This is a genomic window from Paenibacillus sp. FSL R5-0701, from assembly GCF_037973995.1.
GTDB lineage: Bacteria > Bacillota > Bacilli > Paenibacillales > Paenibacillaceae > Paenibacillus.
The window spans coordinates 4112073-4134612 of record NZ_CP150230.1; the positions used below are offsets into that span (position 1 = coordinate 4112073).

Annotated in this window: 24 protein-coding genes and 1 riboswitch; of the genes, 1 reads left to right on the forward strand and 23 read right to left on the reverse strand. The window is 45.6% G+C overall.

The genetic code is table 11. The features are described 5' to 3' along the window. Window positions 1-260: 260 nt before the first annotated feature. Complete coding sequence (locus MKZ13_RS18070) at window positions 261-761, forward strand: C40 family peptidase (protein WP_221821642.1); 501 nt, start codon at window positions 261-263, stop codon at window positions 759-761. A gap of 110 nt (window positions 762-871) precedes the next feature. Here the strand turns inward: MKZ13_RS18070 and MKZ13_RS18075 are convergent, their stop codons facing one another. The 23 genes from MKZ13_RS18075 to MKZ13_RS18185 all read right to left on the reverse strand — a co-directional run bounded on the left by MKZ13_RS18075 (window position 872) and on the right by MKZ13_RS18185 (window position 22537). Next, window positions 872-1576 carry a response regulator transcription factor gene (locus tag MKZ13_RS18075; RefSeq protein WP_221821643.1) on the reverse strand — a complete coding sequence of 235 codons (705 nt, stop codon included), beginning with the start codon at window positions 1574-1576 and terminating at the stop codon, window positions 872-874. 119 nt (window positions 1577-1695) lie between these two features. Then, window positions 1696-2745, reverse strand: a complete 1050-nt coding sequence (locus MKZ13_RS18080; RefSeq protein WP_339177123.1) for a ThiF family adenylyltransferase — start codon at window positions 2743-2745, stop codon at window positions 1696-1698. Beyond that, a complete protein-coding gene (locus MKZ13_RS18085) occupies window positions 2742-3509 on the reverse strand; it encodes a thiazole synthase (RefSeq protein ID WP_339185413.1) in 768 nt (255 codons plus the stop codon). The genes MKZ13_RS18080 and MKZ13_RS18085 overlap by 4 nt, the downstream gene beginning before the upstream one ends. A gap of 2 nt (window positions 3510-3511) precedes the next feature. After that, the gene (thiS, locus tag MKZ13_RS18090; RefSeq protein ID WP_221821645.1) at window positions 3512-3715 is read right to left on the reverse strand and encodes a sulfur carrier protein ThiS; all 204 of its coding nucleotides are present in this window, start codon (window positions 3713-3715) and stop codon (window positions 3512-3514) included. Next, the gene (gene thiO, locus MKZ13_RS18095) at window positions 3712-4884 is read right to left on the reverse strand and encodes a glycine oxidase ThiO (protein ID WP_221821646.1); all 1173 of its coding nucleotides are present in this window, start codon (window positions 4882-4884) and stop codon (window positions 3712-3714) included. The genes thiS and thiO overlap by 4 nt, the downstream gene beginning before the upstream one ends. A 16-nt stretch (window positions 4885-4900) precedes the next feature. Continuing rightward, window positions 4901-5569 (reverse strand): thiamine phosphate synthase, encoded by a 669-nt coding sequence (locus tag MKZ13_RS18100; protein ID WP_339177128.1) that lies wholly within the window; start codon window positions 5567-5569, stop codon window positions 4901-4903. A 225-nt stretch (window positions 5570-5794) separates the two neighbouring features. Then, a riboswitch (TPP riboswitch) is annotated at window positions 5795-5904 on the reverse strand. Between the two features lie 76 nt (window positions 5905-5980). After that, on the reverse strand, window positions 5981-7531 hold the full coding sequence (locus tag MKZ13_RS18105; protein ID WP_221821648.1) for an ABC-F family ATP-binding cassette domain-containing protein: 1551 nt from the start codon (window positions 7529-7531) through the stop codon (window positions 5981-5983). 137 nt (window positions 7532-7668) lie between these two features. After that, window positions 7669-8652 (reverse strand): hypothetical protein, encoded by a 984-nt coding sequence (locus tag MKZ13_RS18110; RefSeq protein WP_339177131.1) that lies wholly within the window; start codon window positions 8650-8652, stop codon window positions 7669-7671. Then, window positions 8639-9190 (reverse strand): hypothetical protein, encoded by a 552-nt coding sequence (locus MKZ13_RS18115; protein ID WP_237174865.1) that lies wholly within the window; start codon window positions 9188-9190, stop codon window positions 8639-8641. The genes MKZ13_RS18110 and MKZ13_RS18115 overlap by 14 nt, the downstream gene beginning before the upstream one ends. Beyond that, window positions 9187-9585 carry a hypothetical protein gene (locus MKZ13_RS18120; protein ID WP_221821654.1) on the reverse strand — a complete coding sequence of 133 codons (399 nt, stop codon included), beginning with the start codon at window positions 9583-9585 and terminating at the stop codon, window positions 9187-9189. Before MKZ13_RS18120 ends, MKZ13_RS18115 begins: the two co-directional genes overlap by 4 nt. A 16-nt stretch (window positions 9586-9601) precedes the next feature. Next, a complete protein-coding gene (locus MKZ13_RS18125; RefSeq protein ID WP_062834890.1) occupies window positions 9602-10087 on the reverse strand; it encodes a hypothetical protein in 486 nt (161 codons plus the stop codon). Window positions 10088-10149: 62 nt separating this feature from the next. Beyond that, entirely contained in the window at window positions 10150-12216 is a 2067-nt protein-coding gene (locus MKZ13_RS18130) for a hypothetical protein (RefSeq protein WP_339177134.1), read from the reverse strand. Then, a complete protein-coding gene (locus MKZ13_RS18135; RefSeq protein WP_339177137.1) occupies window positions 12206-14032 on the reverse strand; it encodes an ATPase, T2SS/T4P/T4SS family in 1827 nt (608 codons plus the stop codon). The genes MKZ13_RS18130 and MKZ13_RS18135 overlap by 11 nt, the downstream gene beginning before the upstream one ends. A gap of 7 nt (window positions 14033-14039) precedes the next feature. After that, window positions 14040-14870, reverse strand: coding sequence for a hypothetical protein (locus tag MKZ13_RS18140; protein ID WP_339177140.1), 831 nt, complete (start codon window positions 14868-14870; stop codon window positions 14040-14042). After that, window positions 14867-15580: a hypothetical protein gene (locus MKZ13_RS18145; protein WP_221821662.1), complete on the reverse strand. Its 714-nt coding sequence runs from the start codon at window positions 15578-15580 to the stop codon at window positions 14867-14869. Before MKZ13_RS18145 ends, MKZ13_RS18140 begins: the two co-directional genes overlap by 4 nt. 75 nt (window positions 15581-15655) lie before the next feature. Further along, on the reverse strand, window positions 15656-16675 hold the full coding sequence (locus MKZ13_RS18150; protein ID WP_221821664.1) for an SAF domain-containing protein: 1020 nt from the start codon (window positions 16673-16675) through the stop codon (window positions 15656-15658). A 26-nt stretch (window positions 16676-16701) separates the two neighbouring features. Continuing rightward, the gene (locus MKZ13_RS18155; RefSeq protein ID WP_339177144.1) at window positions 16702-18180 is read right to left on the reverse strand and encodes a serine/threonine protein kinase; all 1479 of its coding nucleotides are present in this window, start codon (window positions 18178-18180) and stop codon (window positions 16702-16704) included. 190 nt (window positions 18181-18370) lie between these two features. Beyond that, complete coding sequence (locus MKZ13_RS18160) at window positions 18371-19420, reverse strand: SAM-dependent methyltransferase (protein ID WP_237174857.1); 1050 nt, start codon at window positions 19418-19420, stop codon at window positions 18371-18373. 6 nt (window positions 19421-19426) lie between these two features. Further along, on the reverse strand, window positions 19427-20200 hold the full coding sequence (locus MKZ13_RS18165) for an ATP-binding cassette domain-containing protein (RefSeq protein WP_221821791.1): 774 nt from the start codon (window positions 20198-20200) through the stop codon (window positions 19427-19429). Between the two features lie 2 nt (window positions 20201-20202). Then, on the reverse strand, window positions 20203-20520 hold the full coding sequence (locus tag MKZ13_RS18170; protein WP_221821669.1) for a thioredoxin family protein: 318 nt from the start codon (window positions 20518-20520) through the stop codon (window positions 20203-20205). Continuing rightward, window positions 20520-20858, reverse strand: a complete 339-nt coding sequence (locus MKZ13_RS18175; RefSeq protein ID WP_237174855.1) for a cyclic-phosphate processing receiver domain-containing protein — start codon at window positions 20856-20858, stop codon at window positions 20520-20522. Before MKZ13_RS18175 ends, MKZ13_RS18170 begins: the two co-directional genes overlap by 1 nt. Window positions 20859-20877: 19 nt before the next feature. Next, the gene (locus MKZ13_RS18180; RefSeq protein ID WP_221821674.1) at window positions 20878-21726 is read right to left on the reverse strand and encodes a deoxyribonuclease IV; all 849 of its coding nucleotides are present in this window, start codon (window positions 21724-21726) and stop codon (window positions 20878-20880) included. Continuing rightward, window positions 21716-22537: a DNA-formamidopyrimidine glycosylase family protein gene (locus MKZ13_RS18185; protein ID WP_221821675.1), complete on the reverse strand. Its 822-nt coding sequence runs from the start codon at window positions 22535-22537 to the stop codon at window positions 21716-21718. Before MKZ13_RS18185 ends, MKZ13_RS18180 begins: the two co-directional genes overlap by 11 nt. Window positions 22538-22540: the final 3 nt, after the last annotated feature.

The window sequence follows — 22540 nt, forward strand, 5'->3', positions numbered from 1 at the left end:
TGTAACCAGTGATTCAATGAAGAAAATAGGTTCACACATAACAAAGACCCTTGATATTCAATGGGTCTTTGTTGTTTCATCTTAATTCTTCATCCGTCAATGATTAATTTTTTGACATTTTTAATCATATTTTAATAAACATACCCAAACCATTGTGGCGCAAGGGATTACACTCCTCTATCCAATTTCTAGGCTGTTACAAAGCTGTTATACTCGCTCTAGCAACTTAACGAAAACGAATTTTGGAGGTACTAACTAACATGAAAACAAACATCTTTGTCCAAAAGGCCGTAACCGTCGGGTTGTGCGCTACACTAGGTTTTGGAGCTGTACTAATGACTAACGCACCTGTTGCACAGGCAGCAACTGCTTCTGTATCCAAAGGTCAACAAATTGTTAACTATGGCAAAAAATTCACTGGAACTCCATATAAATTTGGTGCTTCAACTTCAACAACCAAGGTTTTTGACTGTTCTTCTTTTATGAAATATATTTTCAAAAAGTATGGTGTAGATTTGCCGCGCACTTCCGTGAAACAATCCAAAGAAGGTAAAGCTGTGTCTAAAGCTAATCTGCGTGTCGGAGATCTGGTATTCTTCTCCAGTGGTAGCCGTTCTACCGGCTCCAATGTCACTCACGTAGGCGTTTATGCGGGAAATGGTAAGATTCTGCATACGTACGGATCTCCAGGCGTAACCCTTTCTGATCTGAACTCCGGTACTTGGAAGAGAACGTATGTTAAAGCTCGTCGTGTACTTTAGAATCACATTATAGCTAATCAGTAAGGACCGGAGGTTACTATCCGGTCTTTTATTTTTACCCTCTTTTTGCCACACTCTAAACTGGTGTTTCATGGAACTAACTTCGTAATCTAATTTTTATCATGCAGCATATAACCGATCCCACGCACAGTATGAATCAGTTTCACACTTCTTCCCTTATCTACCTTAACCCTCAAATGTTTGATATACACATCCACAACGTTGGTATCCATCGCATACTCATATCCCCATACTTCCCGCAAAATATCACTCCGGGTACATGCTTCATTCACATGCAGAGCCAAATATTCCAGCAATTCGTATTCTTTTGGCGTTAATGTCAGGTATTCACCCGCACGATTTACCCGTCTTGAACGCAAATTGACTTTAAGATCATGAACTACAATTACTTCCTCACCCTCTGGTGTTGCATTCGCAAAAACACGCAATAAATTTCGTATTCTGGCAAGCATCACGGTCAAGTGGATAGGTTCCTCCATCACGTCATTAGCTCCGTAATCCAGCCATTCCACGATGAACTGAGGAGATGCATTAGAAGTGATAACGAGTAGAGGTATAACATGACCTTTATCTATCCACTGTTTTAACTCTAATTTCTGATCCTGGCCACAATGTTCATTCCCCTCTTCCTCGTCTACCAGGATGATCAGGTTAATATGCAGCAACGAAGGCTCGACGGATTGGTTTAGTTCGGACCACTCCATTCGTTGCACCTCATACCCTTCGCTACATAAAACATCCTGAATAAGGCTGACCTGCTCTCCTGCTCCAATCAGCAAAATGGCTGTTTTCACTCTTTTTCACCCGGCCTGTCTCTATCCCCACTGCTCGCAGCAATGGTTGGTACAGATAGCATGCCGTAAAATGAAAAAGTCCATTCCCTTAAGGGAACAGACTTTGCTTCTTTCTTGCTTTAACCAAAGTAGCGATGGACGAGCGTACGCGCTTCAGCTGTGTCTTTTGTTCCGTGTACGAGGACACGTCCATCTTGGAAAATAACCATTCTATGGACTCCTGTTGTAAAAGAAACCAGAAACGGATTGGATTCCACTTTTCCTTCTTGAAGTCTATCCAGACGTTCCGCTGTATGTTGAAGATCCAGATTCATGCGCCTTGCAGGTCGGATCTGAACGGTATCCCTGCCACACAACACATCTGTTTTCTCCAGATTGGACGCAGAAAGATATGGATACGTTGCCGAAGTACCGCAGGAAGGACAGTCTTGCTTTTTCGCACCATCCACATTGATGGATATGTATTCGTTCCTCCACACGTCAAATGACAATAACTTACGTCTCAATGCATTTGCATTGCCACTAAGTAACTTCATCGCTTCTGCGGTCTGATTCGCCGTTACCATCTGTACGGCTTGAGGTATGATGCCAGACGTATCACAGGTATCTCCACCCAGAGGGACTTCACCCAGCAAACAATTTAAACATGGCGTATCTCCGGGCATAAACGTATAGGTAATACCATAACTACCTACGCATCCACCATAAATCCAGGGAATACCGTGCTTCTGTGCCATATCATTAATAAGTAGTCGGGTATCAAAGTTATCCGTTGCATCCATGATCAAGTCTGTATGCTGAACGAGTTCTTCCAACTCATCTACTCTGACGTCCAACACTTTCCCTTCCACATGAACCGTGGAATTAATGGCAGATAAACGTTTTTCCGCCGCCATTGCCTTCGGTATCCGCTCAAGCGCGTCCTGTTCTACATATAATTGCTGCCGCTGCAGGTTACTCCACTCCACATAATCACGATCCACAATCGTTAAGTGTCCGACTCCTGAACGAACTAACGTTTCTGCAATTCCTGTTCCAAGTGCGCCAGCGCCTACAATTAAAACTCTGCTGCCCTTTAATCTGGCCTGGCCTTCCTTACCAAGTGGCGCGTACCGTTCCTGTCTGGAATAACGATCGGCCTGCTCGAAAGATGTTACTTGATCTGTCATGTATGAACCATTCCTTCCACCGGACTACTGGCTGCTGCATAACGCTTTACGGGAATCATGCCTGCCTCATATGCCAATCTACCCGCTTCTACCCCCAATCGCATCGCTTTAGCCATGCTCACTGGATCCCCTGATCCGGATACGGCTGTATTTAACAATACGCCATCTGCACCAAGTTCCATCGCATAAGCAGCATCTTTTGGGGAGCGCAACCCTGCATCCACAATCACAGGTACAACGGCCTGCTCAATGATGATCTCAAGGTTATAGGGATTGATGATGCCTCTGCCAGCTCCGATGGGAGAAGCGCCAGGCATTACAGCATGTACGCCAAGCAATTGCAGCCTTTTGGCCAGAATGACATCATCCGAAATATAAGGCAATACCGTGAAGCCCTTTTCAAGCAAAATTTCGCAAGCATTGTACGTTTCAATCGGATCTGGGAGTAACGTCATTCCATCTCCTATGACTTCGACTTTTATCATATCACAAAGTCCTGAAGCCCGCGCAAGCTCGGCAATTCGCACCGCCTCTTCCGCAGTGGAAGCCCCAGCCGTATTCGGAAGAAGAGTGTATTTGTCCAGATCCAACGTATCCAGGAAATGCTTCTGGTTGCGTTCCTCCAGATTCAGACGACGAACAGCAAAGGTTAAAACTTCCGTTTCAGATGCTTCCACAGCCTGACTTTGCACTTCCAGATCCGAAAACTTGCCTGTTCCGAGCAACAATCTGGACTCAAACGTATATTTACCAATGTTCAACATCATCAACCGCCTCCTACAAAATGTACAATCTCAATTCGATCGCCTTCTCTTAATGTTGTTGACTCATGGTGTTCACGCGTTAAGATATGCCTGTTCAGCTCAACAACTACAGTCTTAACTTGCAGGTCAAAAGATTGGAGCAATTTATCCACACGATTCAATCTGTCTTCAATCTCCATCCGTTGACCATTAACGATGATATTCACTGCACCACTCCCTTTCTGTTCAATCGCTCAGGGCTCAGCGCCTCAATTCCGAGTTCTTCTGAGCTTTTGCCAGCGACCAACTCCGCGATAAGCCTGCCTGTTATCGCACTAAGCAAGATACCGTTGCGGTAATGCCCAAAGGCGGCGAACAGCCCGGGTATACTCTTGCAAGCACCTATATAAGGCAGCCCATCGGGTGTTGCCGGTCTTACGCCTGCCCACGCTCGTATAAATTGTGCTTCTTTCATCCCCGGCACCCAGTGGGTAGCCGCTGTTAGCAGCTTCTGAACACCCTGTACAGAAACGTTCAAATCCGCTCTTCCTGGCAGACTGGTTGCCCCGAGCCAAACTTCGCCATTGGCTTTGGGAACAATATAGATATCCTCTGCATACACCGTTCTGTCAGGTCTGTACCCTGCATGTTCTTCTGAGAACTGAACGGCGGCTATTTCACCTTTTACCGACCACACAGGCAAGCTCAGATTCACATGTCTCATCAACTCTTCACTCTGTAATCCAGCCGCTATAATGACATGTTTGCATCTCATCTCACCGATCGATGTGGTGATTCCCTGCACACCGTGTTCGTTTGCTTGCACACGTATATCCTGTATGTCCTCCATAACCCGTGCTCCCATTGCTTGAGCGGATTCGGCGTATGCCTTCGTTAGGTGGAGTGGGAGAATTTCACTCTCGTAAGGTCTGTAATAGGCTCCATACGTATCTCTGTTAAGCCATGATGCCTCCTGCTGCACAATGGAACGATCCCACCACACCTCATCAGCAGAAGTAGACAACGCAGACTTCCGATTGTCCTTATAACTACTTAATTCACTGTATGAACGAAAAGGAGTTAGGAATCCCTGGCGTTGCAGACCAGTCTCTACCTCACTGAGTGTAGCCATTAGCATCTGTTGCTCGGTAAGTAACTGTCTACTCTGCCTGGCAAGCTTAGCCATCAAAGGATGAGCAAAATCCTCACTGTCGGCCGCCAGCATTCCAGCCGCCGCGCAAGAAGTGCCTCCTGCAATCGCCGAACGCTCCAGCAACAGCACATCCTGTCCACGGGAAGCAAGTTCATATGCAATGGCACAACCAACAACCCCTCCGCCTACAATAATCGTTTCTGCATGAACCTTATCCGGTCTATCAGTAATGATCTTCTTCATCAGCTCATCTCCTTGATTAGCGGCTCAAACTTTCTGTACCAACGCCAACGATAGCCTGCCTTAACGATGCAGCCGCCTGATCCGGGGAATCGCTCGCCCAGACATTCGAGATCACAGCAACTCCCTGAGCGCCTGCAGAGCGAATAGCGTGAATGTTTCCCGGTTCGATGCCACCGATCGCCATGACAGGAATGGAGACACCGGAGCACACTTCAGCCAGAGCATATAATCCTCTTGGTTCAAGATCAGGCTTACTGTTGGTTGAGAAGACATGCCCGAAGAATAGGTAATCGGCTCCCCGTTCTTCAGCGATTTTTGCCTCATCGAGTGAATGAACAGATACACCCAGACGAAGTCGCTGCACATTGCTTATAACAGCAGGGTTGTAGTTACGTATCACATCTTGCCCCCAGTGTACACCGCCATAGATGTCATTCTGTGGTGGCAGTTCTGAGCCATTGATAACGATGCGACAAGATGGAACACCAACGTTACGCAGACTTTCAGCCCAACCGATCTTGTCTTGCCATGTGAGTTGTTTTTCTCGTATGTGAATATAGTCCACCAAAGGCCAAACGTCCTTTGCAGCTTTTACAAAAGATGCTTGATCCCCTGTACCCGTAGATACAACATGCAATTCAAATGATTCTTGAACATGTTCATGAGAAATTACCGTACTGTTCATCTCCTTCCAGACGTGAATGCTATGAAAACACAAAAAAGCCACTCCCGTAGGGGAGTGGCTGCGTATTAATTATAGAACCAGATGACTGACTGATACATACAGTTCATTTCGTGCAATAAAGCTATAGACCCTATAGCCATAACGTTATACACGCAACTGCATGTTTCAATTCGTTAAGCAGACGGTTGAAATCCTTTGAATTGCCGTTTGCTCACGTCATTCACTGAAACGCGCTCGCCACTTCCCTACGCTGGTATGATCCAGATCAGGTGCAAAGGGTCCGGAATCGCATTCTTCCATCTCAGCCGCATCGTGCGGCCCCCCTAGTGTTCATATGAAGTTGTAGCCTATGTTACCATAGACGGGTTTTTTTGTCACCGTCATTTCTGTTAAACATTGTCTTGAATCGCCCTAGTTTGTCTCAGACCATTCTTCTACATTCCATGTTTTGGTGACCCAACCCTCGTAGAAATCAGGTTCATGAGATACCAGTAACACCGTTCCCTTGAATTCTTGCAAAGCACGCTGCAACTCCGCTTTGGCTGTGACATCGAGATGGTTTGTCGGCTCATCGAATAAAATCCAGTTGCTTTCACGCATCAAGAGTTTGCATAAACGAACCTTGGCTTGCTCTCCACCACTCAGCATGTTAAGCGGACGGGTAATGTGCTCATTTTTCAACCCACAGCGTGCGAGATGACCCCGGACCTCATTCTGGGTCAAATGTGAAAACTCATTCCAAACATCCTCAATCGGCGTGATATTCCCAGCACGAACTTCCTGTTCAAAATAGGCCGTTTCGAGATAATCTCCCAAGAAGGTCTTTCCACTCAGTGGAGATATTTTGCCCAGAATAGTTTTCAGCAGTGTCGATTTACCCACACCATTACAACCTACGATGGCAATTTTTTCACCACGTTCAATTGTCATCGTCATTTTGGGCAGCAAAGGATACGTATATCCAATTTCAAAATCAATACCCTCAAAGACCGTTTTACTGCTCGCACGGGCATCCTTGAATTTGAACGTTGGTTTGGCCGCTTCATCTGGGCGATCAATACGTTCAATTCTGTCCAGCTGCTTCTCCCGGCTCTTCGCTCGACCTGAAGTTGAAGCACGTGCCTTGTTACGCTGAATGAAATCTTCCTGCTTCTTGATGTACTCTTGCTGCTTCTCGTATGCATCAATATGCTGGGCTTTATTCATATCAGCCATCTCAAGGAACTTGTTATAGTTCGCAGCATATCTCGTTAATTTGGCAAATTCCAAATGATAAATGACATTTACGACTTCATTCATGAATTCCGTGTCATGGGAGATTAAGAGAAACGCGTGCGGGTAGTCCTTCAGGTAACGTGACAGCCATTCAATATGCTCTACGTCCAGATAGTTAGTCGGCTCATCCAGCAAAAGAGCTGTAGGTTTCTCGAGCAGAAGCTTGGCAAGAAGCACCTTGGTACGTTGTCCACCACTTAGAGCTGCGACATCTCGATCAAGACCAATTGCGGACAAACCAAGACCATTGGCCATCTCTTCCACTTTTACGTCAATCAGATAAAAGTCGCCCTGTTCCAGTTGTTCCTGAATATCGCCCATCTCTTCCAGCAACTGCTCCAGCTTATCTGGATCTGCATCTGCCATCTGGTCCGTAATATTCATCATTTCTTTTTCCAATTCAAGCAACGGAAGGAATGCATCCTTAAGAACGTCACGAATGGTTTTGCCTGGCGTAAGCTTTGTATGCTGATCCAGATATCCATAACGGACCTTAGGTGTCCATTCCACTTTTCCACTATCTTTAAGCAATTTACCGGTAAGGATGTTCATTAATGTGGATTTACCCACACCATTGGCACCAACAAGTCCTACGCGCTCTCCGGCAAGTAAACGAAACGATACATTTTTAAATAACGTGCGATCTCCAAAATTGTGACTCACGTTCTCTACTGACAATAAACTCATAAGATGAGGTAGCTCCTATCTATTAGACATTACTTTTGTGATTGTTCCGAAACCCTATTCTAGCACAAGTCCCGTCTTTTCTGAAAGTAATGTAAACAGCTCAGGAACCTCTTCCATGATTTTGTCATACAGGCTCCCTACCGATTAGAGCATTTATATTCGAAATAGCCTTGTGCAGCTGCTTGTCTTGCGTCTGTGAATACCTCTTCAGCACGGTAACCATTACCACATGTGGAGGGATAGTAGTACTTGATACCCGTTAAAGGATCTACCCCACCTACGATGGCCGTTTTCTTCACAAGTCTGCCTCCACCAATTGCGTAATTGTTGATTTTCTGGTCACCCACACCTATACCTTGGATAAAGGCCATAATCCCTGTATCGTTAATGGAGTTGTACCAATCTTCCTGCGCAATCAGGGGCATCGTAAACGTATAGGAAATACCGTTCTTTCTGGCAAACTCATTATGGCGGTTAATCACATCAGCCAGATCATCCTGCACAGCAGTCACAATCTGGCTTTGTCTAACTTGCTCAAATACGCTGGTATTCTGAAGTAAAGGAATCTGTGTGGTTGAAGCCAGTTCTTTTTGAAATCCCTCAATCCATTTCCCTGCGTTTGCGTCATAGGCATATACGTAGTCGTCCAGTGTAAAGTTAATACTGTTACCATTAGAATCTGAATATGTATAAGGTTTCTTGGGGCTCCATACTTGCCTGAAAGAACCTTCAAGGTTACCCGTCATCTCTGTTTCTGTGGACAACATATAATAGCCATCATAATCCAGAATAACCACGGCAGGAATGTAATTAAACATGTTTCGAATAGCAACGGGATCATTCTGAATCCCCATATTCAAAGCCATCGTCTGCGTAAATGTCAACAAGGCGAGCTCCTTGTCCGCTTTAACAAACTTGGTTGAATCATAACCTGCTTCATCATTTTGTTTCTCATTCTGATGCATCACCGCACCTGCATCCATAACTGCGGTTTGAAGTGCAGATCTGTATCGTTGACCAAGATATTGAGCCTCTTCGGCATCTTGGGTATGGAGTGAGATGATCCAGAAGAGCGGGAAGAAGATCAGCACGAATACAATGGACAGCTCAGTAATCTTCATTGAGAACCATACCTCCGTATGTTACAAATACCGCTGAAGCCTGAGCCGTACCACTCAACCATTCACGAATGAGCATGGAAGGTGTACGATTTGTATTTTGGAGCGTCACGGTGAAAAAATCCCCTGTGGTCAACGTATATCTTCGGCCAGGATCATCAACCGGTATCACACCTGAGGATGGGAATAGTCGCTCTCGAATCTGAGCTGCATAATATCCATCCTGAACTACCTCGTAAGTTCCGGTAAAACTGTTACGGTCCATCGGGTCTGTATAGTGAGGTACATATTTCTTATGCAAATGTTCCATCGACACCTCATACAGATTGCCCGTCTGGGCCAGTTGCTCCTCAAACTCAGCCAACATTCGAGGTGAAATATACCCTTTCGTTCGGACAGCATCAACAAAACGTGTTACATTCTGAACAGCCGTCATACGTGCTATATCATCCTGCCGATCAGCTGTTTCAGCAGCTGGGTACACATAGAGCAAAAGGACTGCGAGCAATACGGCAAGCAGCTTGGATGCGGCATTAATCAATTCACACTGGCCTCCTTCCAAAAAACAATCTTGAGCAGTTCTCCAGTTTCATTTCGTATAAACTCCGGACTGTAGGTGGCATCGAGCTGGACAGGAATAGTCGCTGTTTTGCTGACAAGTGGATCGATCACATACGAAGTTCCATCTACCTCTACAGGAATGCCTGTGCCTGTCATCTGTCTTACGGTATGCAACACTTCCGCACCACTATACTGATACGGATTGGTGGTATGCAGTGTTGTTGTCAGCCGGCCTTCCATGCCTGCTTTTGTCTGAACTCTGTCGTTTAAGGCCGCTGATAAAATCTTAACATTATGTTGCCCGTACAGGCAGGCTGTCACAAACAGGACAACCGCCGTACAAAACAACATGAGATGCTGGGTATTCCGGGACATGTTAAACCAACTCCTGTCAGGATTGCTGGAAGATCAGCCCTCTTACCACGTTGGATCGGTCTTTTACGATAATGGCTTTGAATTTACCACTTGGATTGACATATTGATTGTCTTTTTCACTCATGGTCTGGTTAATAATCCCCACTTTATCGTCAGGCGCAATAACCGAGCCGTAGTCCGCATTATTGAGATCCTGTGAAATATTCAATTGATTACCGTACCATTGACCCGCTTTATTTTTACCTGTAATGACTTGAATACCGAACTGATCCTTGTCCGCATATTTACGCAGCGCATTGGTTACCTGTGATCCACTGATAGTTGTTCCGTCATATACTGTAAATGCAGCCTGGGACAACTCGGTTTGGATATCAGCAAAATTGTTCTGGGCCGTCTTGGTTGCCTCCTGAGCTGAAATAAACAACAGAACTACAATTGTGATCAAAGCGATAGTTAAAAATATCCCTGCTGCCACCTTTAAAGCGCTTGATGCATTGTTCATAATAAATCCTCCCAAGTTATAAGTTATTAAACTATTTCAGACTGTCACACAGATGAATTGTGCTACAGTTTCTGAATTTGCTCATAATAAATGCTCATCTGCAAGAAACTCATACCAACCAATGGAATAACCAGATACAAAAAGATAAGGGCGTACATAGGTGTAAATCCAATGGTTCTACCCCAAGATGCTTTGACATCTATCATTTTGCTGTACTCCTGCTTGCGTTGTTCAAAATAAAATGCCATCATGCTCTCGAGATCATCGAAGGCTTCACGTATTGAGATTTTGCCAAGGGCAAGCTGCAATTTATCAACCAGTCGCTGGAACTCGGGCAAGCCCGCCTCTTCCTTTAATTGTTCGAGTGCAAGCTCTGGTCCATGTTCAAAATGCAACAAACATTTTTGCAACGGGCGCTTGAAAATGACGGCAAATCGATTAAGCCATTCCAATATCTCCTCGACTGACATTCGGTCCATCTCACGCAAAATGGATATCACTGTCTGGAATTGATAGATTTCATGTCGCATATCCAACCTTCGCATTTTCCGCTGAAATATCATGAGCCATACGGGCATGTAGTACCCTGCTGCACCCATGAGAATGGCTATAATCATTTCCCACCAGCGTACATACTGCTTGTTATACACCTCAAATTTCTGCATAATGCGCGCGATCGTCTCAGCCTGAGTATCATGGTCCAACTGAACGGGAGATAACTGCTGTAACGCTTTGGAGACTTCTTCGTATGTAGCTCCTCGGTTCATTTCTACACTTTTCAGTACGGATTGATCTAATGCTGTTTTTTCCTCAGCTTTCCTGAGATCCGCTTCAGCCATTGCACCAAACATTCGATCATCCCGGATCGGATCATGCAAGATGTGGTTACGTTCAACCTGGTGCAACAACAAGATGCAACCCATTGTAAGGACCAAACAACCTGCGAATAACATCACTCGTCGAATGGCAAGCCATTCAAATTTCAACTCTGAGCTGCTCTCCCTCATGAGCCGTATCGTTTGACTGTACTGTGCACTGCCAGGTTTTGCTGCAAACAACATTGCCAATTTCCGTATGAAGGTTTGCCTGTACAGAAACTGATCCAACCATGAATGCTTATGCCCTGACCGGTAACGGGTCTCATCGTATTGCTGGAGCCTTTGCAAAAGCAAATAAGCAAGGATAATGATGACATAGATCGATATTTTGGTAACAAAACCGACTTTGCTGCGATAAAATTCATCCATCGTTGGGAAACTGACTCTGGCCCAGCGTTCGATCGGAGCGGTGAATAATATCGGAGCGAGCGCGATGATATTAAGTCCTTTGAGCAGGTAATCCAATTTATCACGCCGCAAAATCTCCAAATGAATCTCCTGAGTTAGGTTACCAAGTCCTTTGAGATAAATAGAGCCTTGTGCCCTGTCCTTATCCCCAAACTCCATGACCATATAGGAAACGCCAGCGAATCCTTTGAGAAAACGGTTGGGAGCCACTTCATAATAACGCTCAAGTGCTTCATTTGGATCTGGAGAAGTCAGAGCTTCGTAGATCAGTCTTACCTGTTCTGCCGCTTCTCCTGTACCTGCTTCAGCGGCTTCATAGAGCGCTTCCTCAACCATGCCATGCTGATGATACCGATGCCTTACATCTGCGAAGATATCCAACATCTGCACCAGCAACCTTTTCTCCATACGACTGAGGCACATATCTAATACCAGACTGTTTAGCACCACAGCACAGAGTACAGAAAGTATTACAAAAGCGATACCCGGCTGTAGTAAAAACAGAATGACACTTATGCCTCCATAACCTCCAAGAATAATCAGAACCACTGTCATCGTCAGCCTGCGAAGTGAAGGCTCATCCCCAACATGGCGGAATGAAATACGTTTCTGAACCTGTAGAATATAAGCTGATAGCAGTGGCACTTTCATTCCAAGACGATAGGACTGCAACAAGATTGATCCCAATCCCTTGAATCCCTTCCCGCTAGGAGCAAAAATCACGCCGGATTGAATTGCTGAACCACCTCCTCTGTGACGTAACATACTTAAAACCAGAAGTGTGATCAGCAAACCTCCTGCACAAATACTTAATACGAGGAGCAGAATCCATTTAATTGTCATACTGATCACCCCAGTGTTGCTTCATAAACTGTTCAAACTTCTCAGCATCCTGTAATGTCATCTGTTCTCGCATATCCATCATGCATCCAGAGGAGATTGGTGCTGTTGCAACATACGCTCCATCTCTGTACTCCACAACATTACGAAATGTAAAACCTGCCCTCTCTTCCACGCTGTCACCTTGATTCGCACGAGGAAGACATTCCGTAATCCGTTCGATATATCTTCGTCCCTCAGCATCTTTCTTCATATGAACATCGAAATTGATGACACTCACAACCTGCTCCTCAGCAATATGCTCATGCTGGAACATACCTGTCTTGAGCAAGGAATTACGGAGGGAGAAGACCAGATCACGAAACGTTTTGGCATGGTGGGTAAACAGGGTGAACAGACTGGCTACCTGAGACATTTGAATCATCCATGCGGCCACTTCATCACTCGCTACCTCACCAAGAATATTGACGGTACCATCCGTTTTTTTCTGCAAATCAAGCCCTTGTTGACCTGAGATGTGTTCAGTCTCTCGGAAACTCAAAATATTACGTCGGCTATAAATCCGTCTTAATTGAAGTTCAAACGCCATCTCCTGCACCCGAAGGGTGTACGATGCATAGATGTGTTTGACCATAGCCATAAGCAACGTTGTTTTACCAGAACCCTGTGCACCGGTTACAGCTGTAATCCGGCTTCCTTTCATCAGGTATTGAAGCAGGGTTATTGGCAGATCTGCGTTGTTACCCGTAATCAATTGTTCAAGTGAAGCATTCGGAATATCGAACTTCCGGACGAAGAATGCCCACGATTCTGCAAAAGGAGGACGAACAACAACGACACGGGAGCCGTCTTTCATCTCGTTCACCTTGTATCCACTTGCTTCCGACAGCTGTCCGGGATAATTGTATTTGTATATATTCTGGCATACCCTTTTCAGTTCACGGATGCTTCCGAACGACAGAAAGGATAGATGAATGGACTTACCTTTATAAAAAATCCAGACACTTTCCATGCCGCTAAGCGGTTCTTCATGTGCATCATCCTCCAGTCTTTGATCCAGCAAATCATTCCATGATGCCGGTTTTCGAAGTCCCATATTATGAACAGCATCAAGCATACCGCTGACACCACCACTAACGCCGTCAATCCGTTGGTCCCTTATCTCATCAACAACCGAGAACCCTTTATAATGTTGATAGATACGTTGCACGATAATATCCGTCTTTTCTCTGAATCCAAGCTCTCGATATTCGCACTCGAAAACATACTGAATATCCTCCTCAGAAATATAATAACTTCCTCCATCGTCCGTACCTTCCTCCATTCGCAGCCTTCCCAGATCGTAGGTATCAATCATGCGGGAGAGTGCATCCACACCGAATTGCTGTCGGTACAGATAAAACACAATTTCGAATCGGTCCTGGATCGTCAACAAATCTGGTTCTGCAAACAAAATAACTTCATCTACATTTGACTTGTTCAGCCCTATGCTTCGGGTCAGCAGATCCCCTATCAGATTTTTAACATACGTTTTGTCGCTGACACTGCCTGAGACACAGCCTTTCAGTGCTTTTCTCATCTCGGCACGTTGATTAATTCTTCGACGATATTCTTCTTCATGCAGACCCGCATCCGCGAGCTGACTATGACTAAGCTCATGAAGTGAGTTCTTCACCTTCTCAATCAACATGTCAATCGTGAATGATTCCTGTTCAGGAACACGAGCATTCTTTTCACGAAGAAACGTTTTATACTTGAACCAGATATAAGTCAGGCACAGAATCAAAATTAAACTTATCCATATGGTATTCCAGAGCATCGGAGGTTCAGGCTCCCCTTTCCAGCCTCTTCAGAACTGTGCGCATACCTGCACCGTCCATAATCAGGCGAGCGAGTTCGCTCATGCTTGCAGCAAAGCTCCCTTTACGAATATCCTTATCCTCAGTCAAACTTTCCAACTGCAAGTACCTGGCGACATCTCGCCGATTCATTGCATCCAGGTATCCGGTTGTGTACGGTATCGCAGATATCGTGCCTTTGTATCTGAACTGGCGCCGAATATTGGAAAGCGTTGCACGGGCATGCGAATCGTATTTGTTAATTACAACATGTATATTCATATTGTTCATTCGTTCTGGCAGGATCTCTTCAAAGAACAACTCCAGATTTCGCATATTTTGATCGAGATTAATTACAACATAGTCCGCCTGTTGCAGCTTGAGCTGTGAATCCACACCAGCATGATCCGCATCCAGAAGAACCAGATCATAATACTCGTTAGCTACATTCAGCAGCTTTTTCACAGTCTCACCATGTTCCTGCGGGGAACGTTCCATCTCATCCATTCTTCCGGTTAGGAAATCAAGTCTTTCTTTCAGAAGTGGCTTGGTATAATCCCTGAGATTGTGCTTATTCAGACTTCCGCTCGAATGCAGCCGTTCAATCGCATCCCAGCCACCCTCTTCGAAGGAGAACATTAAATCCGCTGAATCCGTATCTTTGGACGGTAGAGCAGCTTCTGTGCCAGTTCCTGCAACGCCTGCATTAACAAGTAACACTCTTGTCCTGTAGTGGAGTGCCATCGCATAAGCACTAATTAATGTGCTTGAAGTACAACCTGTTCCTGCAAAAGGGCTCCAAAAGGTAATGGTGCTCATGCTCTCATCCTCTCTGCTTCTTTCATCGCACGACGACTGCGAACACTTTCCCAACCTGTTAACTGCTCGACCACGCGACACAACGATTTTTTGTAATTTCGTGACAAAGGTCCAAGATGAACTCGGCGATGATGCTCATTCTCAAGCTTAACCGCCGCTGTTAACTCATCCCACGGAAGAACTAAAGATTCTCCTGTCCACACAAACGGACTGCCCTCCAGATACGCCCACAGATAACGAGCTTCAAGCTTGCAGTCAACCCCGTTAATTAAGAGCCGCTGAAATGGCAGCTCACCAGGTAATGACTGTTCTTCAAGCAACCGCTTCAACCAGCCCTTACCACGTTCCAGATTGTAACGCTCATAATCACTCACCCAGACTCTTACATCGGCATTCAGCCAGAGATTACGGGATGCAAAATGCGAGGTCTCCATGTCATATAACACATAGTCATAACTGTCCAATCGCTCTCCATTTACTTCAAGATGATTCTCTACAGCTGCTGAAGTGACAAAATGACAAGCGATATCAAATCCCTCAAATTCCGCAATTCGCAAAGACTGTTGACTGTCACCAACACCGTACCCATACTTCTGTTGTAGGGTTCCATCTACGAGTAAGACCTTGTTGCCTGTTGAAGCCAATATCTTGCAAAGATATAACATCAGATCATTCTTCTCACATAAACCCGCAAAGATCCATGTATGCATAGATGTTACAACTCCTTTCTTTTTCTTAAACCCCTTGTTATCTGAATTATCCTAAAGTAAACCTCGGATTTCGCTCTATTCTCCACCCGTTAACAAGCTCTGCTGTTCTGTTTGTAAAGCTTCAGCAGGATCATTTACACTTCCAGCATTAGCTCCTGCTCCGTTACCTGAACCATCATTCCACATCACTCCATCCGACGTTGCCGGATTATTTGATGATGGACGACTGTTATATGTAACTGAGGATTGTGCCACATCCTGTTCAACCCCTTTTGACGGTGCTGTCATGGAGGCGGCCAGTGAACTTTCAAGCGAACTTCGCACCTGTCTGGATAATTCCTGTTCGGCTCGTCGAACAATATTCGGATCACTCTCCAGCAGTTTTAACACTTCTGAATTGGCAGGATACGTCGCGATTGCAGGTGTCTGAAACTGTGGTTCTACATAGGTTAAGGCATAGATTGAAGCTTTATGTAAATAGGCATCTACAATTGCACTTGAGAGTGACAGAATCTCTTCCTCCGTCATCGTAATCCATAAGGTAGCTGCATTGAGTCGTTCCACTTTTTTCTTCGATAAGAGAACATAGTCCTGTCCGGTAGGGAATTGGATACGAACATCAATAATATCTCCCTTAACGAGTGAGGACGGCAGTAATACAACTTGCAGCTCTCGATTTCTTAAATCAGGCGGAGCCGGTACATCCTCATACACCATCTCGGTGGTAATGGCTGTTCCTTTTTTCAACTCTATTTTGGCCACTTGGCCTTCCATCTGCTTGGTACTGGACCAGAGGTTTCGCGGTGCTTGTGCATCCGGAACAGCAATGAGCTTCAGATCCTCCGGTAATATCGGTTCACCTGCTTCAATATCCCGAATCGTAACCCATCCTTGTGCTCCCGAATCCCATTGTTGCTTTAATTCAGCTTCCTTTTCCTCATATGCCGATAAATAACGGGCTTCTACAGCTGACCTGACATCCCCCATCGTTTTGACATTGTAAATAACATATCCTCCGAACACCAACCCTACGGCTCCTGCTCCGATAAGTCCGGCATAGATCAGTTGACGGCTTTGTTTTCTTAATTTAGACAAAAGAGGCTCTCCTTTCGTAATCTCTTCTAATCATGCACTTTCCTTCGTGAAAAGAACGAACGTTTCTTGGGGTGTTGTGCCATCATATGCATTAAAATATGTGAAAACACTCTATCCGTCTGTGCGTCCTTGTCAAAAGGGTCGATATGTAACGGCAGACTATATACACTCGATGTATCCAGAACTTTACGAATGCGCTGAACAGCTTCACTTGCTGCCAAGGGCAGACAATATATCCATTTCTCTCGTGGATACCGATGATGTGATCGAACAAAAGCGCCAATCTCCGCCTGTCTCCATTCGGCACCTGAGCCTATCACAATCGGCAGATCTGCACGCAGGAATTCTTCCAGCCGGTTCTGGTCCTGACCACTACCAAGATCCATCACGATGAATTGATAACTCCCCCCAAGCAAAGACAAAATATCCGCTCGCCCGGATTGTTTCCAATAATGCACACCATCCACTGCAAACTGTCTGCCTGCTGGCACCGGTTTACCCGCTTGAGCGATTTGTTGAATCCTTGCAAAGGATTGAGAGCGAGGTGACATTTCAATCACAGCTACTTTGAAGTTTTGCCTTTCGAGATAATGACTGATAGCTATAGCCGTGTGGGTAACCCCTACACCAGATGAAGCACCAGTCAGGGCAATAACTCTTGTTCCCCCATTCAAGGTCATCGTTGTATCTCCACCAGGCATTGTTCCGCCGGGTATTCGGAGCAGTTCCTTCCTTACCTCATCAGCAGATTGGAATCGCTCTTCGGCATTATACCTTAACAGTCTTCTCGCCACAGGGATGTATGTCCGCGGAACATCACTCCGGATAGAGCTTTCCACACCCTGAATCCATTCCGTATAGGCCCCACTTGTCATAAGATACAGCAGCAATGCTCCGAGTCCATATAGATCTGAACGGGCATCGGTCTGACCCGCGCCATACTGTTCTGGAGCGGCAAAACCAGCGGTTCCCAACTTAACGGTATCTTCAGCACTTTGCGGTTTGTAACTTCTGGCGATGCCAAAATCAATTAATCTTACTTCATGTTCCGGCGTGATCATGATGTTTGATGGTTTCAGATCCCTATAGATCACAGGTGGATTCAGATTATGCAAATAACTCAACACATCCAGCAATTGAAGTACAAGCTCCGTCAACTGCTCCATTGGGATCTTCCCACGACACTGCTTGAAATACTCACTGAGCGTTAACCCGTCGATGTATTCCATCACCAAGTATGTGTACCCGTCTTCATCCGGAACAAAAAAATCAACGATTTGCGGCAATCTTGGATGACGAAGAGATGTCAGAAGAGCGGCTTCCGTCTCCATACTGCCTTCATATGGCATAATCGTTACGCTTTCTTTAATTGCCCATAACTTGCCCGGCAACTTCAGATCCTCCGCCTCGTATACATGGCTCATTCCGCCTGTTCCCAGAATGGATACGATACGATATCTACCTCCCAGCAGGCTTCCGCGTTCCAGCCTGGCCGGATGTCTCATACCAATTCCTCCTTCAATACACAACAAAAAAGGGAAAGCTTCACCGAAGAAGAACAGACCGGATATCCGGTTTCGTTCACTTCGGGATGCTTTCCCTCAGGTTTGTTATGGTTAATATTGGTATCATTATAGTACAGACAGGAATAGTTTGTAAAGCACAAAATTTAATAAGCTTAATCGAATCAATTTCTTAATATTTGACCATATAAAGTGTAATCTCTTCGCGGTTATGGAATAACTGCTTGGAACGTTGAATCTGCATCCGTGAACGCTCAAACGTATCAATGACGTCTTTAATGAGCGCGAGCGGTTTTTTATGCAACAGTTTCACGGTAACAATTGCTGTCCCCCCGGGTTGCAGACTATATAGAAGGTCTGATACAAGTCGGCTCATCAGCTTCGGACTCCAACTCATATCACATACGAGCAGATCGAATTCTCCTTCGCGGAAACGAACATCCCCTGCATTCTTTTTCAAGAAAGTCAGTTTGGGTGATGCCAGCAGGGTTGCATCCATCTTCGCCGGATCTACCGCCGTTACTTCAAGCCCGCGCTCAAGCAGGAACGAGGTCCATCCACCTGGTGCAGCGCCGATATCAAGTGCCTTATGGAATGAAGTAAAGTCGATGCCAAACGTTTGCTCGGCTTCAAGCAATTTGAACTTTGCCCGCGAGATCTGTCCTTCTTCTTTTTGAAAACGTACGGCGCCCCCGCTCCAGTCTGACAGATTCTGTTCAGGTCTGGATATACCAGCATACAACATATCATTCGCAGCAAATACGGAAATGACATATTCAGCATCACGTACAACCCATTCACAACCTAGCTCATCCAGCTTTTCAGTCAGCAGTTGCTTCAATGAGGCTGCATTTTCTTGCCAAAACGCCCCTTCTGTCTTCCGTACCTGCAGCACGACAGAGGCACCAGTCAATTCCTTATGATTCAACACAAATGCAATCAATTTCTCAATAGACTGCTCCGAATCTTCTGTATTCTCCTGAAACTGAACAGGTTGAATATGACGTAAAAACGTTGGATACTCTGCCCACAGCTTATCTGCAACTTCTTCCTCCGCTACAGGCAGACCCGCAAGCAATATTTCTCCTGGTACGAGTACCGTGCTCTTCACCGCACCAAACGTACGGCGCAACTCTTCCTGAGCATAAGGGGCAAAGCCATGATTGGCTGTGCAGATAAAACGGGAGAAGTTGCCTTCTTCCCAAGACGATTGTGTACTCAAATTGTGTTACCCTCCAGAACGTACGCGTATCCACGGACGACCATTATCCCACTGGATATCGACCGGAACATCGTACGTATGCTTAATTGTATCTTGTGTCAAAACTTCATGTTTGGGGCCAGCTGCCGCAATACGTCCATCGCGGATCAAGGCCACATGCGTGAATAAAGGTACGATCTCTTCAACATGATGTGTTACATACACAACTGTAATGTTACGCTGGCGCAGACGATCAATCTCAGCCAGCATTTTCTCACGTTCATATAAATCCAGTCCGGCACAAGGCTCGTCCATAATCAGCAATTTTGGCTCAGCCATTAACGAACGAGCAAGCATGACTTTTTTACGCTCCCCTTGGGATAACGTTCCCAGCGCGTTGTTAGCCAGATTGGCAAAACCCATGTCACCTAACAAACTCATTGCCTTTGCTTTTACTTCATCAGGAATTGTCTGATAAAAACGCAAAAAAGCATAAGCTCCTGTAGCGACGACCTCCCATACCGGATCTCTGGGTGTGAGTTTCTCAATCAACGTTTGGCTGATATAACCGATTTCCTTACGTACTTCCCTGACGTCACATTGTCCATACAAATTACCGAGTACTTCAATACGTCCCTGGCTTGGAAACATATATCCGTTCATCATTTCGAGTAACGTTGTTTTTCCAGAACCATTCCGGCCCAGAATAACCCAATGTTCGCCTTGTTCGATACGCAAATGTACGTCATCCAAGATTTGATTCTCTTCTCGTCTAAGTGAGACATGTTCCATCGAGATTATACTCATTTCAGCACCGCCTTTCGGATCTCCGAGAGCAAATGCTCCACAGAGCTCATCCGATAAACCATTTTTGGAACATCTAACTGGCCGTCAAACAGCATCACTGCTGGTACGCTTGAAATTTGAAATTGTTGTACAAGTTCAGGAATGTCATGAATGTTCATTTCGGATAAAATACCTTCTGGCAGCATGTGCTCAACGACATCTAACATACGCCGTGCTGCCGCACATGTCCCACATAAAGGGGTATATATAAATACAGCCTGTGGCATGCCTTCCCATACACTGCGCATTAACATTTTGGATGTAATTGGCTTCATTAAATTTCTTCTCCCGCAGCAACACGCAGCATGACCTCACCCGTCATTGGCCCATTATGAATGGTTACCGAATCCGGTTTATTGCTATATAACATCTCGTACATCTGGCGTTTCCCAAACATACTGGACGTATGCAAATAGATCTCGCGCGGAAATAAACCTTCTCGTACAATGGATGCCGCGACCTCACCGCCGTTAGGCGAATCCGGACCAAGCTCATAATCCAGAGACAAAATGTCCACGTCACCTTCTCTTAGCAGCATCAGGCACTCTTCTGCATTTGTTGCCAGAACAAATCCTTTCGGACACGCCCGATAGTCATCCAGAAAAACATGCATACAATCGCTCCTCTCCCCATTATAGCCAGGAACGCATGAGCGCTATATCATCATGGTGCGTTCCATCTTCGCCCGTTTCTGTCTCTAGCACAACAACCGCATTTTGGAACTCAGGCGCATTTAACAATGCTTTCATCGATTCATTTCCGATATAACCCTGTCCGATTCTCGCATGTCTATCCTTACATGAACCAGACGCATATTTGGAATCATTGAAATGTACAGCAGCAACATTTTCCCAGTATCCGAGCATCCTGCCCTTATCGAGCATCACCGCTTCGTTGCCTGACGCCCACAAACCTGAAGCAAAAGCATGGCATGTGTCAAAACAAAAAGCAATATGCTCCGGATATCGGCTCAATTTGCGAATCTGTATCATTTCTTCCATTGTCGTGCCCATCGGGCCATGATCACCTGCCTGATTTTCAATCAGTACCTTTGAATGTCCATTCCAATTCTCCAAGGCGGTATCCAGACAATGAATGAGGTTCTGATAACCCTCCAGCGGATCGTTTGTTTTGATATGTCCAAAATGGACCACCGTCCCAACAGAACCGCAAGCATTCGAAATTTCAAGATCATTGCGAATAGAAGCTATTGTAGCATGAAACCCCGCCTCTCCACGGGTCATACCCAACGCCGGATTCGTGGGATAGGGTGAATGTGCAATCGAAGCAAGTCCCTGCTGTTCACACCAATCCCTGCACTGCTCAGCATCCTTGAGATCCAGACTTTTCAGACCAAGACTACGCGGGTTCTTCGGAAAATACTGAAATGCCGTTGCCCCCATTGCATGTGCTCTCTTGGCTGCCTGAAGAAATCCACCTCTCGTGCTGACATGTGCCCCGATTCCGCTGTTAGGCCTCATGCTGGCATTTCGGACAGAAGAATGCCTTCTTGCCCGTAATTTCCACTCGTTCAATCGTTCCCCCGCAGCGCGGACAAGTCTCGCCTTCCCGATCGTACACCCGACATTGCTCGTCAAAACTTCCTGTCTTCGTATCTCCTTGCATCAGTGGCATTTCCATATAACCACCCTCAGAAGCTGCTTCACGCAACACGGACTGCATCGAATGGAACAGGCGCTCCGTCAGCTCTGGTGAAGTCGCAATGTTCTGCGTTTTGGAGCTTGGTCTCAGACCGGCAGCAAAGGCAATCTCATCCGAATAACAGTTGCCAATCCCTGCAATGATATGCTGGTTTACCAACGTTGTCTTAAGTGTGCCCCGACGACCTTTCAACAGAGAAGCAAAGCGTTCCACATTCATCCGTCGATCCAAAGGTTCAGGTCCAAGATCAGACATCGCCTCTTCGGTTTCTTTCGAAGTAAGCAGATGTAAATAACCCAAGCGCAGTCCAATAAAGAATAAAATGTGATCGCCAAACTGGATTTCCACTTGTGTGGAACGATCAGGACGTTCTTCTTCAGTGCCCCAGAAAATCATACCGCCCAACATGAGGTGCAGCACCAGACGTTTACCATTAGCCAAGTGGAAAATCAGATGCTTCGCTCGGCGCTCAACAAATATGATGCGATTACCTGTAAGTTCATTGATGAACAGATCAGGCTCCGTATTTATCGTTTTATCGCGGTTAATTACAACACCTGTAATCAGTAGATCAAGTATGTTCTCGGACAGCAAGGTCCGGTAATTTTCCATTTCCGGTAGTTCCGGCATCGT